This window comes from Streptomyces albipurpureus, assembly GCF_023701525.1.
GTDB lineage: Bacteria > Actinomycetota > Actinomycetes > Streptomycetales > Streptomycetaceae > Streptomyces > Streptomyces albipurpureus.
Genome location: NZ_JAMQAW010000036.1, coordinates 283496 through 297923, shown reverse-complemented (window position 1 = coordinate 297923; position 14428 = coordinate 283496). Strand labels below are relative to the sequence as shown.

The 14428-nt window shown below is 68.7% G+C and carries 12 protein-coding genes and 1 pseudogene; 4 read left to right on the top strand and 9 right to left on the bottom strand.

Annotation, left to right across the window (positions count from 1 at the left end):
- Positions 1-12: 12 nt before the first annotated feature.
- A complete protein-coding gene (locus NBG84_RS28335) occupies positions 13-213 on the bottom strand; it encodes a DUF397 domain-containing protein (protein ID WP_250922460.1) in 201 nt (66 codons plus the stop codon).
- Positions 210-1031, bottom strand: a complete 822-nt coding sequence (locus NBG84_RS28330) for a helix-turn-helix domain-containing protein (protein ID WP_250922459.1) — start codon at positions 1029-1031, stop codon at positions 210-212. Before NBG84_RS28330 ends, NBG84_RS28335 begins: the two co-directional genes overlap by 4 nt.
- A gap of 340 nt (positions 1032-1371) precedes the next feature.
- Between NBG84_RS28330 and NBG84_RS28325 the strand changes: the two genes are divergently transcribed.
- Positions 1372-1884: an ATP-binding protein gene (locus NBG84_RS28325; protein ID WP_250922458.1), complete on the top strand. Its 513-nt coding sequence runs from the start codon at positions 1372-1374 to the stop codon at positions 1882-1884.
- A pseudogene (locus tag NBG84_RS28320) lies at positions 1884-2777 on the top strand (endonuclease/exonuclease/phosphatase family protein); the annotation flags it as partial. The gene NBG84_RS28325 and the pseudogene NBG84_RS28320, both read left to right, overlap by 1 nt.
- A gap of 37 nt (positions 2778-2814) precedes the next feature.
- Here the strand turns inward: NBG84_RS28320 and NBG84_RS28315 are convergent.
- Positions 2815-3768: a cation diffusion facilitator family transporter gene (locus NBG84_RS28315; protein ID WP_250922457.1), complete on the bottom strand. Its 954-nt coding sequence runs from the start codon at positions 3766-3768 to the stop codon at positions 2815-2817.
- A gap of 508 nt (positions 3769-4276) precedes the next feature.
- On the opposite strand from NBG84_RS28315, the gene NBG84_RS28310 reads away from it, so the two are divergent.
- A complete protein-coding gene (locus NBG84_RS28310) occupies positions 4277-5143 on the top strand; it encodes a GNAT family N-acetyltransferase (RefSeq protein ID WP_250922456.1) in 867 nt (288 codons plus the stop codon).
- A 78-nt stretch (positions 5144-5221) separates the two neighbouring features.
- On the opposite strand, the gene tesB is transcribed toward NBG84_RS28310, so the two are convergent.
- Both tesB and NBG84_RS28300 read right to left on the bottom strand, forming a co-directional pair.
- Entirely contained in the window at positions 5222-6100 is an 879-nt protein-coding gene (gene tesB / locus NBG84_RS28305; RefSeq protein WP_250922455.1) for an acyl-CoA thioesterase II, read from the bottom strand.
- Positions 6101-6105: 5 nt separating this feature from the next.
- Positions 6106-7263 (bottom strand): acyl-CoA dehydrogenase family protein, encoded by a 1158-nt coding sequence (locus NBG84_RS28300; RefSeq protein ID WP_250922454.1) that lies wholly within the window; start codon positions 7261-7263, stop codon positions 6106-6108.
- Positions 7264-7674: 411 nt separating this feature from the next.
- Here NBG84_RS28300 and NBG84_RS28295 point away from each other — a divergent pair, with 411 nt between their 5' ends.
- Positions 7675-9357, top strand: a complete 1683-nt coding sequence (locus tag NBG84_RS28295) for a thiamine pyrophosphate-binding protein (RefSeq protein ID WP_250922646.1) — start codon at positions 7675-7677, stop codon at positions 9355-9357.
- 239 nt (positions 9358-9596) lie between these two features.
- Here the strand turns inward: NBG84_RS28295 and NBG84_RS28290 are convergent, their stop codons facing one another.
- From NBG84_RS28290 to NBG84_RS28275, 4 genes are all read right to left on the bottom strand, one after another.
- Complete coding sequence (locus tag NBG84_RS28290; protein ID WP_250922453.1) at positions 9597-11537, bottom strand: HtaA domain-containing protein; 1941 nt, start codon at positions 11535-11537, stop codon at positions 9597-9599.
- A 291-nt stretch (positions 11538-11828) separates the two neighbouring features.
- Positions 11829-12194 carry a hypothetical protein gene (locus NBG84_RS28285; protein WP_250922452.1) on the bottom strand — a complete coding sequence of 122 codons (366 nt, stop codon included), beginning with the start codon at positions 12192-12194 and terminating at the stop codon, positions 11829-11831.
- Between the two features lie 265 nt (positions 12195-12459).
- Positions 12460-13110 carry a response regulator transcription factor gene (locus tag NBG84_RS28280; protein WP_250922451.1) on the bottom strand — a complete coding sequence of 217 codons (651 nt, stop codon included), beginning with the start codon at positions 13108-13110 and terminating at the stop codon, positions 12460-12462.
- Between the two features lie 47 nt (positions 13111-13157).
- A complete protein-coding gene (locus NBG84_RS28275; protein WP_250922450.1) occupies positions 13158-14372 on the bottom strand; it encodes a sensor histidine kinase in 1215 nt (404 codons plus the stop codon).
- Positions 14373-14428: the final 56 nt, after the last annotated feature.

The following is a 14428-nucleotide window of genomic DNA, read 5'->3' as shown; positions in this document are numbered from 1 at the left end:
TGATCGGGGTGCCTATCGGGCGGCGAAGGCTACGAACTGTGCCCACGCGGGGCTTGGTACGACCAGCGCGGGGCCTTGCTTGTCCTTGGAGTCGCGGATGCCGACCTGGTGGTCCAGGCTTGCGACCTCCAGGCAGGCGTTGCCGCTACCTTCTGAATAGGAAGACTTGAACCAGTCGACGCTGGCCGGGCTTGGGTTCACGGTATGGGTCATTTGATCTCTCGGGCTAGGGTTCGGATGAATTCCGGAGTCTCTTCAGGAGGCAGCGCTGATGCGGTCAGTCGCTCGAATCTCCTACTGAAGACCCCGACATCGCGGGGCTTGCCGGACATTGAAAGAGCACCCCACGCGTTGTCCACCTGGACTTGTGACGGAAGTACGTTCCCCATGTCCAGGATGCTGAAATCGCCTGTGAACCGGTACCGGTGTCCCGAGGATGGCAGAACTTGGATAGTGATGTTCTCTCTCTCCGATAGCATCACGATCTCCCTGCACTGCTCCTGAAGAACCTCTATGTCGCCGATGACATGACGGAAAGCAGGCTCTCCGATGATGGCGTGAAGACGCACCGGCTCTTCATCTCGCGTCAGAAACTCACGTCGCCGCATCCGTAGCCGTACCGCCTTGTCCACCGACTCGCTGGTGACTTCCAGAACCGGCTGCTGCATGGCAAAGATTGCGCGAGCGTAGGACTCGGTTTGGAGACTGCCCCACGGCAGCAGAGGATGGAAGGCACGGATCATCCGGGCCTCCTCCTCGATACCGACGAACTTCGACATGAGCGGCGGTGTCATTACGTCTTTGTAGTCCGACACCCACTCTTCGCTTGACGCCTCACGCTGGATGTCGAGAAGCTCTTCGATGCTCCGCTCGTCGGAAACGCCATATCGCTCCAGAAGTGAGCGAAGGTGACCCGACTGCCGGAGTGAGGAGAGTCCTGTCTCGGCGCGCTGCAACATCGCCTCTGAGAACGGTAGACCCTCTGCTGCTTCCTCAATTGTGTAGCCCGCTGTGAGGCGTAAGCGACGCAACTCTTGCCCTAGTGCGATGCGACGCCCCGTCGGCCTTGTTCGACCTGGCAACGTACTCTCCCTCCCGGCCCCAAGCGCGCGTCATCCGCAGGGATGGGCGCGCCATCTCAGCTGATCTGCGCGCCATCTCGGCTGATGTGCGCAGTGTTTCACCCCATGCGTGCGGCACGACAGACCATCTGCACGCTCTGGCATTTTCCAATGTAGTCCTCGCCGGATGATTCTGTGAGGACTCAGTTGAATCCTAATGGCGTGGTCCGTCAAGCTAGTTGGGCCAGCAAGGCCCGGTCTCCGAAGAGCCTGCGGTGCACCCATCCAGACAGATCGCGGAGGCTGATCAATGCCGATCAGAGCCACAACCCGAACCACACCCACCGTCCACCACACCGGCACCTTCACCGCCTACCTCCCTCCCCCCACCCCCGGCTTCGAGCTCAGCCTTGGCCGAACGACTCCACCCGGAGCGCCCCTCAGTGAGCTGGACCGGTTGCGCCCCGGACAGGTGCGCGGACTTGGGCGGGCGCAGTTGCGGTACTGGGGGGTGGAGGAGTTGGCCGATGATGCCGAGTTGGTGATCTCGGAGCTCGTTACCAATGCCTTTCAGCACGGGACGGGGGACACCGTCCGCGTATGGCTGGGGCGTACCGCCACCCATGTACGCATCGAGGTGGGTAGTCAGAGCGCGGGCAGTTGGGGAGACGGCGGGATGCCGGTGCCCCAGGCCCGGCAGGCGCGGCCGATGGATGAAGGAGGGCGAGGGCTGGGTTTGGTTGAGGCGCTGGCCGACTGCTGGGGGGTTGGGGCGCAGGATGGGCGGGTCTGGTGTGCTTTTGCTCTGCCCGGGGGGTCCTGATGCGGGCGCCCGCTCCCGATATGCGGGAGCTCGCTCGGTGTGTACGGGCCCTGATGGGGCTGGACGCGCAGCAGGAAGGCTCTCGGCTGCTGCGGCTGCGGGCCGTGAGCTGGAATCTGCATCTCGGTGGTGTGGACGGTGTCCTTGAACGTCGGCTGCGGACTCAGGCGCAGGTACTGGCCGCCTTACAGCCGGATGTGCTCGCGCTTCAGGAGTGCACCTTCTGGGATGAGCATGAACACCGGCGGTTGTTGTGGATGGCGCATGAGCTGGGGATGGTCCCGGCGCGGATGGAGCGGTCCCGGATTGGGGATGGGCGCAATCACACCGCTCTGCTCTATCGGCCCACCACTTTGCGGTTGGTGGGACAGCGCGCCCTGGGCGTTGGGGTGTTTCATCATGCGCTGATCCGGGCCAGGTTGCGGCCGCTCCAGGCCGAGGACGCCAGCGATGATCTGCTGGTCTTCGCCACTCACTTCACCTACAGCGACGGTGACAGTCGGCTACGGGAGGCGCGCTGGCTCACCGGTTGTGCGGGGGAGGGGGCGGGCCTGCCCGAGCGGGCGGTGTTGTTGGGGGATCTGAACTGCTCGGGCCTCTTGGACACCGACCCCGAGGACTGGGGTGGCGTAGCGCGTGCGCTGCACGCACGGTATCGGCTCGTCGATGAGGAGGGCCGCTTCGGTGCGATGGACCGGCGCGCCCTTCAGGTGCTGTTGCACTCCGGTTGGACCGATCCGCAGTCGCTGATCGGGGAGTGGCGGGCGCCCACCGTGGGCCATGGCGGGGTGGACGAGGGGGAGGAGCCCGTACCGCTGCGGTTGGATCACATCCTGGTGCGCGGTCTGCCCGTGACCGCGTACCGCACCCATGACACCCCACTCGCGCGCCAGGCATCCGATCATCTGCCCGTTGTGCTCGACACCCATCTCAGGGCGCCTCGTCCCCAAGACCCGGGGTCGGGTCCAGATAGACCCGGCGGATCGCGGGGAAGCGTTCGCGAAGCTGCTCTTCCGCCTCCTCGCACGCCCACTCCACCTGGCGGGCGCTCGACGCGTCCCGGAAGTCGACCTTCGCCGCGATGAGGATCTCCTTCGGGCCCTGGATCAGGGTGGTGAGCTCCAGTACGGCCACGATGTGCGGGACGGTGAGGATCTCGTCCACCACCGCGTCCCGCATTCGGCGTGGCAGTGCGCGGCCGATGAGGAACTGGGCGTTGCTGCGGCCCAGTTCCCAGGCCACGTACACCAGGAGCAGCCCGATCAGGATCGAGGCCACCCCGTCGAAGACGCCCGAGCCGCTGAGCTGCGCCCCGAGCAGTCCGCCCGCGGCCAGGAGCAGGCCGATCAGGGCTGCCGTGTCCTCCATGACGACGGCCTTGACCGCGGTGTCCGGGGTCGCCCGGAAGTAGTGGCTCGCGGAGGTGTCGAGCAGGGCGGCTTCGGCGCGGACCTGGCGTACTCCGGTGCGCAGCGAGAAGCCCTCCAGGAGGAAGGCGATGGCGAGCACGATGTAGGAGATGAGGGGGTCGCCCAATTCCTCGCCGTGGGTGAGGGTGTGGATACCGTCGTAGATGGCGAAGACCGCGCCGCCGACGAAGGTGGCGACGGATGCCAGCAGTGCCCAGACATAGCGTTCGGGGCCGTAGCCCAGCGGGTGGTCTTCGTCGGCCGGGCGTTCGCTGCGTTTGAGCGCGGTGAGCAGAAGCAGTTCGGTGACCGTGTCGGCCACCGAGTGCGCCGCTTCCGAGAGCATGGCGCTGGAGCCGCTGATGATGCCGGCGATCGCCTTGGCCACGGCGATCCCGAGGTTGGCGGTGGCGGCGACGATGACGGTGAAGGTGCTCTCGGTGGGGGCAGCGGGCTTGCTGTCCGGTTCGCTCATGTATGCGACCGTATTGTGTGCTTCCCGCTGGGTGCGGGACCCGCGCCCGTGCCCCTTGGGGCATCTGCTGCATTCGGTCCAAGAGCCGTTTTTCGGTACGAAGGAGATCAGGAGGCCTAGTGCTGGTTGGCCGGCGCGGGGCGGATGTCCTGGCGCGCTGTGGTGGGGCTGGTCGGTAGACATGTCCCGCGTCAGGCTGTGTTGTCACTGCCCCGGGATACGATCACGCCCTCGATAGGCCGGACGGAGATCGTGAGGGACTCGCGGCTATGGGGGGTGGGTTGCACGGTCCCCGGCAGCCGGCTCGGGACCGGAATTATCTTGCCGTGTCCCTGCCCCCCACCTCCGTTTCCGTGCTGGCCCCGACGCTGGACGCTCTTTAGTCGTCTACCGTCCAGGCCATCCCCCTTCGATCATTTGGCTGCCTTCCCATGTCCCCGAACCCACACCACGCCATCCGGTGGAAACCGAGTGCGGGCAGCCGGTGCGGTGGTGTGTCATCGAGGGCATGACGATTGTTCTGGGCAGGCCGGGAGTCGACGGGCTGGGCGCGGCGGTGGGCGCGCTGCGGGAGTGGCAGTACGACGGGGCTCCGATGCAACTGCATCCGGGGGACCTGGGCTGGTTCTGGCGGTTCGGCGCGAAAGAGGCCGCCGCCGAGGTCAGGACGTGGAGCCGGGACGGAGAGATCCTCGGTGTCGGGCTGCTGGACGGGACAGGACTGCTGCGGCTGACGGTCGCGCCGGACGCGCTGCTGGACGAGGAGTTGGCGCGGCGGTTGCTCGCGGATGTGACCGAGCCGGAGCGCGGTGTGCTGCCGGCGGGGGAGGCGACCATCGAGGCTCCGGTGGGTGCACTGGTGCGCGAACTGCTCTCCGAGGACGGCTGGCAGGCCGACGAGCCGTGGACGTCGCTGTGTCGCGACCTCACCGAGCCGGTGGAGGACCCCGGTGTGCGGATCGAGGTGGTCGGGCCGGAGCGGGCGCGGACATTCGCCGACGTACTGCGGGCCGCCTTCGCCAGGTCGAGTTTTTCGGCCGCTCAGTGGCAGACGATGGCGGCCGGGCTGCCCTACGCCGACGCACGATGCCTGCTCGCGTACGACGACCAGGGCGACGCGGTGGCTGCGGTGGCGGTGTGGTCGGCCGGTCCGGGCAGGCCCGGGGCGCTCGAACCGATGGGTGTGCACCGGGAGCATCGCCGTCGTGGCTACGGCGAGGCGATCACCGTCGCCGCGGCGGCCGCACTCCAGGAGTTGGGCTCCTCAAGCGCGATCGTCTGCACCCCGAGTAGCAATGTCGCCGCCGTCGCCACCTACCGGTCAGCCGGATTCCAGCAACGCCCCGAGGTCCGGGACCTCTACCGGGGCCCCTAGTCGCCGCTGGTCGACTCATCGGGGAAGGACGCCGGGGCTCATCTCGTCGTCTCCAGGGCGGCGGGTGCGGTGGTGGGCTCAGCGGGGGACCCGGACCACGCCTTCCTGGATCACCGATACCGCCAACCGGCCGTCCTCGGTGTAGATACGGGCCTGGCCCAGCCCCCGGCCACCGGACGCGGACGGTGACTCCTGGTCGTAGAGCAGCCATTCGTCCGCACGGAACGGCCGGTGGAACCACATCGCGTGGTCCAGCGAGGCGCCCACCACATCGCCGACCGTCCAACCGCCGCGCCCATGGGCGAGCAGGACCGAGTCAAGCAGGGTCATATCGGACACATAGGTCACCAGGCAGACATGCAGCAGCGGGTCGTCGGCGACCTTGCCGTTGGCGCGGAACCACACCTGGGAGCGCGGCTCGCGCGGTGCGCCGACGCTGCCGAACGGTGGGGCGTCGACATAGCGCAGATCCACCGCCGCCCGGGCCTGGAGCAACCGCTCGGCGATCTCGGGGTCGATCAACTGCGCGTACGCCGGCAGGATCTCCTCGGCCGTGGGCAGCGAATCGGGCGCGGGCGCGGACGGCATCGGGGCCTGGTGCTCCAAGCCCTCCTCGTACGTCTGGAAGGACGCCGAGAGATGGAAGATCGGCTGGCCGTGCTGGACGGCGACGACCCGGCGGGTGGTGAAGGAGCGTCCGTCACGGATGCGGTCGACCGTGTAGACGATCGGGGCACCGGGGTCGCCCATGCGCAGGAAGTACGCGTGCAGGGAGTGGGCCGTCCGGTCTTCGGGGACGGTACGGCCCGCGGCCACCAGGGCCTGGGCCGCCACCTGTCCGCCGAAGACACGGGGGATGACCGCACTACGCGACTGGCCGCGGAAGATGTCCTGCTCGATCCGCTCCAGATCGAGCAGGGCGAGCAGTTCATCGAGTGCGGCGTTGCTGGTGTCCAAGGCGGTTACAGCCCCATGGACTTGGCGATGATCGACTTCATGACCTCGCTGGTGCCGCCGTAGATCCGGTTGACCCGGTTGTCCGCGTAGAGGCGGGCGATGGGGTACTCGTTCATATAGCCGTAGCCGCCGTGCAGTTGGAGGCACTTGTCGATGACCCGGTGGGCGACCTCGGTGCAGAAGAGCTTCGCCGAAGCGGCCTCCGCGGCTGACAGCTCGCCCGCGTCATGTGCTTCGAGAGCCCGGTCGACGACGGCTTCGGCCGCGTCCACCTCGGCCTTGCAGGCCGCCAGCTCGAACTTGGTGTTCTGGAACGAGGCGACCGTCTTGCCGAAGACCGTACGGTCGGTGACATAGCTCTGGGTGAAGCGGATGGCGGCGCTGGCCTGGGCGTACGCGCCGACGGCGATGGCGAGGCGCTCCTGCGGGAGGTTCTGGCCGAGGTAGGAGAAGCCCTTGTCCTCCTCGCCCAGCAGGTCTTCGGCCGGGATCCTGACATCGGTGAAGGCCAACTCGGCGGTGTCGGAGGTCTTCAGGCCGAGCTTGTCGAGCTTGCGGCCGACCGTGTAACCCTCGGCCTTGGTGTCCACCACGAAGAGGGATATGCCATGGCGGCGGTCCTCGGGCGTGGCGGGCGATGTGCGGGCGCAGACGATCATCCGATCGGCGTGGACACCACCGGTGATGAAGGTCTTCGAGCCGTTGAGGACGTAGTGCGTGCCGTCCTCGGAGAGCTTGGCCGTGGTCTTCATACCGGCGAGGTCGGAGCCGGTGCCGGGCTCGGTCATGGCGATGGCGTACATCGCCGCGCCGCTGACGAAGTCGGGCAGCCAGCGCTTCTTCTGCTCATCGGTGGCATAGCCGAGGAGGTAGGGGAGGCAGAGCGCTACATGGACACCGGAACCGCCGAAGGAGACCCCGGCGCGGGCGGACTCCTCGGTGATGACCGCCTGCCACTTAAACGATCCCTCGCCGGCGCCGCCGTACTCCTCCGGTACCTCGATACCGAAGATGCCCAGCTCACCGAGCTTGTAGTAGAAGTCGCGGGGCGCCTGGCCCGCCGCGTACCACTCGTCGTACACGGGGACGACCTCGGCCTCGATGAAGGCGCGGACGGTCTCTCGGAACGCCTCGTGATCCTCGTTGTAAACGCTGCGGCGCACGTACGCCTCCTCGGTGAGATGTCTAAGCGCTTGCTCAGTTGAAGTTACCGGCTGGTTACTCGGGCTGTCCAGAGAGAGGGGGCGCCTGGTGCATCACAGCCGGACCCCCGCTGCCGTGGGCCCTTTTCTCTGTGGGCCACCCTCGGCTTCTGGATCTGTTCCGCTGCCTTTAAGGTCGAAAACGCAAGGAAGTACAGGAGGGGGAGGCGGGCAGCTATCCGTGCCGCCTCGTCCATCACGTTCCCCCTCCTCTGCGGAAACAGATCGCGATCATGACCCGGCGGATTGCCGCACCGGCTGCCGAAGCCAACAGCCAGGCTGAGGCGCGACTTCTGGATGGGGCGCGAAGACCGGACCGAGGACGAGAGCAGGACAGACCGTGAAGACCGGACCGTACGCGAGGGCAGAACGGTGAGCCACGACCACGACGTCGAGCTGAGGCCCACCGCACGCCAGACCGAGGCCGCGCTCAACCCGCCGCCCGGTCGCACCGGCGGTGACCTCGTCATCGAGACCCTGCACGGCCTCGGCGCGACCACCGTCTTCGGGCTGCCGGGACAGCACGCCCTCGGTCTCTTTGACGCACTGCGCCGCTCCTCACTGTCCTATCTGGGGCTGCGCGTCGAGAACAACGCGGGATTCGCCGCCGACGCCTACGGCCGGATCACCGGTGAGGTCGCCCCGCTGCTGCTCTCCACCGGGCCGGGGGCGCTGATGTCGCTGGCCGCGCTCCAGGAAGCGGCGGCGGCGAGCTCTCCGGTACTGGCGATCTCCAGCCAGATCCCCTCCGCCGGGCTCGGCGGCGGGCGGCACGGCTATCTCCATGAGCTGCGCGACCAGCAGGCATCCGCCCGCGGCCTGGTGAAATCTGTACACACCGCCCGAACCGCCTCACAGATCCCGTCCGCGATCGCCGCCGCCTGGCAGTCGGCGCTGACCGCACCACACGGTCCGGTGTGGGTGGAGATCCCCCAGGACGTACTGCTCGCCGAGACCGTGCTACCGGTGGTGACCGCGGTGGACGCGACCCCGGACGACATCCTGCCCCGACCGGAGTTGACCGCCGTCGCGGCGCACCTGCTGGCGGGTGCGGAACGCCCGGCGATCATCGCGGGCGGTGGGGTCGTACGCTCCGACGCGGCCGGCAAGCTGCGGGCGCTCGCCGAGCGGATCAACGCACCCGTGGTGACCACCTACGGCGGCAAGGGGGCCTTCCCCTGGGGACACCGTCTCTCCCTCCAGTCCTGGGTGGAGGACCGGCACACCACCGACTTCCTGGAGGACGCCGATGTCCTGCTGGTGGTGGGCTCCGGACTCGGGGAACTCTCCTCGAACTACCACACCTTCGCCCCGAGGGGCCGGGTCATCCAGATCGAGGCCGACGCCGGGAAACTGGAAGCCAACCACGCGGGGGTGGGCATCCACGCGGATGCCCGGATCGCACTGTCGGCGCTGCTGGAAACGGTGGAAGCCCGGCCCGACGACCGCGCACCGCAGCGGGTGCGCACGGTCCTCGACCGGATCACGGCCCGCATCGAAGCCCAGGGCAGGACGCTGGAACAGTCGCTGCTGACCGCGATCCGCGCGGCCCTTCCCGATACCGCCCCCAGCTTCTGGGACATGACGATCCTGTCCTACTGGGCCTGGGCGGCCTTTGACGCCCGCCGTCCCAACACCATGCACTCGGCACAGGGCGCGGGCGGCCTCGGCTATGCCTTCCCCGCAGCCCTGGGCGCGGCCGCGGTCGATCCCAGCGGGCCGGTGCTCGCGGTATCGGGCGACGGCGGGGCGATGTACTCGATCGCGGAGCTGGCGACCGCGAAGCAGTACGGGCTCCCGGTGACCTGGCTGATCGTGGACGACGGTGGATACGGCATCCTGCGCGAGTACATGACGGACGCCTTCGGGCAGGCATCGGCGACCGAGCTGGTCGGCCCGGACTTCGTGGCGCTGGCCCAGTCGTTCGGGGTGCCGGGGGTACGTACGACACCGCAGGCGCTGGCGGAGGATCTGGCAAAGGCCCTGGCCGAGCCGGGGCCCTCGGTGGTGGTGCTGCCGGCGCTGCTGAGGATGTTCGCGCCGACGCATCTGTAGCGACACATCCGTAGCCGGGGTGTCCGTAGTCGCCGCGCCTGTTGTCGGCGGTGCGTTGACGGCCGATGTCAGGCGTCGCCACGCAGCCGTACGGCAGAAGAGGCCCGGCCGGTGGTGGGGAACCCTGGGGCTCCCCGCCACCGGCCGGATCTCTCTTGTACGGCTACTCGCTGCCGCTCCTCATGTCCCGCGCCGCTGAGGGGATATGTGGGGTGCGGGCCAGCTCTTGGGGCCGTGGGTCAGCGCACGTCGATGTGGTCGCTGGCGCTGGTGGTGCCCAGGTAGGACGCGTTGGCCGCGAAGACGGCCCGCCAGTTGCCGTCCTTGCTGGCGGTGAACGCCTTGGTGAACACGCCCTTGCTGTTGGTGCGCACGGTGCCCAGGTTGGTCCAGGTCTTGGAGCCATTGGCCTGGAACGAGATCGTCACCGACTGGCTCGCGGCGTTCTTCCACGTACCGTCCAGGCCGCGCAGCGTACCCACCACGGTCAGCGAGCGGCCCTTGCGGACCGGCTCCGGGCTCGCGTTGAAGCCCGAGATGGCGGTCTTCAGCCGCACGTCCACGGCGTCGACGGCGCTGCTGGAGGTCTTGACGTCGGCGGTGCCGCCGTAGCGGGCGCGCCAGTCGCTGTCCACGGTCGCGGTGGCCGTGGCGGAGAAGGTGCCGTTGGCGGCGGTCGTGGCGGAGGTGGCCTTCTTCCAGGTGGTGGTGCCCTTGACACGGGACTCGATCACCAGGGCGGTCTTGGCCACCGGACGCCAGGTGTTGTCCGTCGCTCCCACGGTCTGGAAGACGCCGGTGAGCGTCAGCTTGCTGCCCTTGGCGACCGGGTCCGGAGCGGCCTTGAACGAGGCGACCCGGGTGGGTACGGCGCCGACGAAGAGCTTCGCCGACGAGGAGGCCACCTCACCGGCGGCGTTGCTGAACACCGCGCGGTAGCGGCTGGCGTTGAGGGCGACGGTCGACTTCACCGAGAGGGTGGCCGAGGTGGCTCCGGCGACCGGGGCCCAGGTCACGCCCTCGTCGGTGCTGCGCTCCCAGCGAACCGAGTCCGCGCCGTTGGCGGCAGCGGTGAAGACGGCCGTGGCGCCCGAGCGCACCGAACTCGACGCGGGCTGGGTGGTCACCTTGGCGGGGCCGAAGCTCAGCAGCTGGGAGACGTCCTGGGCACGCGAAGACATCCAAAGCGGGTCGGCGGCGGTGGGGTGCGAGTTGAAGCTGGAGACGAAGCAGGCGGTGGTACGGCAGTCCACCACGGGCTTGCCGGACGGGGCGAAGGTCTCGGTGAGGGTCAGCTCGGTGCTGAAGGTGCCCTCAGCGCTCACCGCGGGAACATAGGCGGCATTGCCGAAGAGGCTCGGGAAGGTGACTCCGTCGAGCGCGACGGACTGCGCCAGATAGACACCGCCACGGGGCTGGTAGCCCTTGCCGCTCACGATCACCTTGGTACTGGCGCCCAGGCCGGAGATCTGGGTGACGGTCAGGGTGGGAACGCTGACCGTGCCGCCGAGGGCGAGGTTGTCCAGTGCGGTACCGGCCGGGTACATCGGCCGTCCCTGGAAGGCGAAGCTCTCCCCGCCCTTCGCGGTGATGGTCGCGGTGATGCCCTTCCAGTCGAGCTTGGAGCCGCTGAGGGCGCTCGCCGACGCCTTCAGCGTGGCGAAGGGCACGGCCTTGGTGGTGGCGGGGGTGCTGCCGACCAGGTTGGTGGTCACATCCACGAAGAGCGTGCCGGTGCCGTCCTTCAGCACGACCCGCGGGTTGGCGAGGGTGATCGCCGTGATGTCGTGCGTGGGGACCGAGTAGGTCACCGAACCACCGAAGCGCACATCGGCGTCGAGTCCGGCGGGGTTCACCGCGCCATGGACGACCGGGTAGGCGACGACGTCACCCGCGCCCTTGGTGGCGCCACCGGCGACGGTCACCGTGCCGCCGTTGTTGGCGACATAGCTGTTCCAGGACGCCTTGAAGCCCCAGCCGGCCTGGCCGCTCACCAGGATCGGGCTGGCGGCGGTGGCGGTGCCGCCCTTCGGCGCGACGGCCTGTGCGTTCGCCGCGGCGGCCGCAGCTGCCGGAACGGCGGCGGCTGCGGTGGCGGGAACGGCCAGGACTCCGGCGCCGACCGATACGACGGTCAGAGTGGCGAGGGCGGCGAGACGGCTGCTGCGAGGCATGGACATGCGCTGCATGTCTCCTTCGGGACAAGGGGCGACATACACGTGTAAGCGCATGGCTGTGCCCTGGGTTCGAACAGGAGGTGGTGACCGGCTTGGCGGAGTGGGGGACCCGAAGTCGACGCTGATCATATTAGGTGAGGCTTACCTAAAGTGTCACTATCGTGTTCCTTCGATTCCCGTTCGATGGGCTTCGATGGGTTTCGATAGCGCCACCAGATTGGGCGGGTTGAGTGGGTTCGGGTGGTGGTCGGCCAGCGGCGAGAGCCCCTCGACGACCCCGTCCGCTTGCTCCGCTCAGGGTTTGACGTCCGGCACCTGTACGGGCAACCCGGCGTACCAGCCGTCGGCGACCAGCCAGAACGCGGTCAGGACGGTGAGGACCAGCACGGCTCGCCCGGCGGCACCCGCCCCGGAGAGCCGCAGCCCTCCCACGCGCGGCAACCACCATGCCGCGAGCGCGCATCCGGCGCCGACCAGGACCGTCAGCGGAAGCTCCGCGTAGAGCACGCTCCAGTTCGGTCCGCTCTCGAACCCGGCCCGCGCTCGCACCTCCGCCTGCGCGGCCCATGCGGCAAGGCCGATGAAGCCGCCCAGGAGGGCGACCAGCAGGCCGGTCAGCGCTTCAGCCCGCTCCCTGATGAACCCGATCCTCTGCTTCATGATCCCGATTGTGGCAGCCGAATCCGGCGCGTTCACAGGGGCCCGGTATCGCTGTCGAACGACCGGAACAGGGGCCCTGGGCAGGTGTTCTCGTCCGGTGGCGGCCGTGGGCAACGGGTCGCCGCGCCCTGGGAGTTGACGGTGGGTCGGTGTACCGAGGTCGGTCAGGGCTCGACAGCGCCGGGGCGCGGAGCGATGGATGGTGGGACAGGGATCGGCGACGGGCGCTGACATATGGGCCACTTCGCCGGGGCATCGCGCGGTTCTAGGCCGGGGCCACGAACCCCGACTCATACGCGGCGATCACCGCCTGGGTCCGATCGCGGGCGCCCAGTTTGGCCAGTACGGCACTGACATGGGTCTTCACCGTCTCGGTGCCGACGACGAGTTGGGCGGCGATCTCCGCATTGGACATCCCCCGCGCCATCAGGCGCAGCACCGCGGCCTCACGGTCGGTCAGCGCCGCGCGTCGCATCGCCACGCGGGCCGCGCTGGTGCCGTACTCGGCGGCCAGCGAGCGCACGGCCGCCGGAAAGAGCAGCGATTCGCCCTCGGCGACCAGCCGTACCGCGTTCACGATCTCGGCCGGGCGGGAGCGCTTCAGCAGAAAGCCGTCCGCGCCCGCGCGCAGCGCGTCGTAGACGTACTCGTCGTTCTCGAAGGTGGTGATGACGACGATCTTGGGCGGATCGTCGACGGTACGCAGGATGGCCCGGGTCGCCTCGATGCCGTCGAGGAGCGGCATCCGTACATCCATCGCGACGACATCGGGGCGCAGTTGCCGTACGAGGGGGATGACGGCGGCGCCATCGGCTGCCTCGCCGACCACCTCGATGTCCGGCTGTGCCTCCAGGACGGCGCGCAGGCCCGCGCGTACGAGTGGTTCATCGTCGACGAGGAGCACGGAGATCGGCACCTGGTCAGCCTAAGTCGTAACCCATGGCGTTCCTCGTGGTGGGCGGGTCATCGTGGCGCGCGGGCGCGACGCGTGGGGGCCAGATCCAGCGGCAGGTCGACGCGCACCCGCCACTCGTCCTGGTGCGGGCCGGTGGTGGCCTGACCGCCGAGCAGTGCGGCCCGCTCCCGGATGCCCCGCAGCCCGCTGCCCCCGGCTCGTCCGCCAGCCAAGGTGGTGACTGTGGCCGATGTGTCCAGAGGGTTGCGCACCTCCAGTTCCAGCGACTGGTCCGTGACGTTGATCCATATCCGGGTCCGTACCGGGCCCGCGTGCCGCAGCACATTGGTCAGCGACTCCTGAACGATGCGGTAGCCCTCCCGGGACACCGGCCCGGGGAGGGCCGCCACCGGGCCGGTCACCTCGGCATGGACCTCCGCGCCGGAGGCCCGTGCGGACGCGAGGAGCCGGTCGGTGTCGGCGAGGGTGGGACGGCCGCTCGCTGGCTGCCCGGACTCGCGCAGCACCACCAACACCCGCTCCAGATCCTCCAGCGCGGCCCGTCCGGTCTCCTCGATCGCGGTCAGCGCCCGCTCGGTGAACTCCGGGTTCCGCGCCGCCCTGGCCGCGCCCGCTTGCAGCACCGCGACCGTCAGCGCGTGCCCGATCGAGTCATGCAGTTCGTGGGCGATGCGATTGCGTTCCAGCAGCTGCTCGGTGCGCTCCTCCAGCGCGGCGACCCGCTCGGCGGTCGATGGGCCGAGCAGCCAGAGAGCGGCAACGGTGATCAGTTTGCCGCCGCCCACCGCGGCGGCGATCAGGGCGATGATCGGCAGCGGCGCCAGCAGGCCGTACCACCAGGGGCTCTCGGTCAGCCCGAGGAGCGTTACGCGGGTGTCATCGCCCGCCGCGGCCAGCCCCAGATCGATGGAGAGACCGGGGAGGTGCACCGTGAGGTAGGCGAGGGTGTTTCCCAGGACCAGTCGGATCTCCAGCCACAGGACGGTGCGCCAACGATCCGGCCAGTTCGCCGAAGGCGCGGCGGAGATGCCCGATCCCGAGTCCTTGAAGCCCTGCCCGGTCAGCAGCAGCCGCGCCTGAAGCCCTTCGACGAGTCGCACGGCGGGGATCAGACCGGCGAACGCCAGTGACAGCAGGGGCACATAGAGCTTCTCCTCGTCGAAGACGAGGACCCACATGCCGATGACGATCACACTGATCAGCAGATGCAGCCAGCGGGTGTAGGTGACCCACCGGGTCAGCGGGCGAAGGAAGCGGGGCATCTGGACATCGTGCCAGCGTACGAAGGGTTCCGGCTCCCCCGCATGGGGGAGTGACC

Excerpts from the sequence above, each read along its gene's own strand:
- NBG84_RS28310 (WP_250922456.1), top strand. The coding sequence starts at position 4,277 with ATGACGATTGTTCTGGGCAGGCCGGGAGTCGACGGGCTGGGCGCGGCG.
- NBG84_RS28325 (WP_250922458.1), top strand. The coding sequence starts at position 1,372 with ATGCCGATCAGAGCCACAACCCGAACCACACCCACCGTCCACCACACC.
- NBG84_RS28275 (WP_250922450.1), bottom strand. The coding sequence starts at position 14,372 with ATGCCCCGCTTCCTTCGCCCGCTGACCCGGTGGGTCACCTACACCCGC.
- NBG84_RS28335 (WP_250922460.1), bottom strand. The coding sequence starts at position 213 with ATGACCCATACCGTGAACCCAAGCCCGGCCAGCGTCGACTGGTTCAAG.
- NBG84_RS28315 (WP_250922457.1), bottom strand. The coding sequence starts at position 3,768 with ATGAGCGAACCGGACAGCAAGCCCGCTGCCCCCACCGAGAGCACCTTC.
- NBG84_RS28285 (WP_250922452.1), bottom strand. The coding sequence starts at position 12,194 with ATGAAGCAGAGGATCGGGTTCATCAGGGAGCGGGCTGAAGCGCTGACC.
- NBG84_RS28290 (WP_250922453.1), bottom strand. The coding sequence starts at position 11,537 with ATGTCCATGCCTCGCAGCAGCCGTCTCGCCGCCCTCGCCACTCTGACC.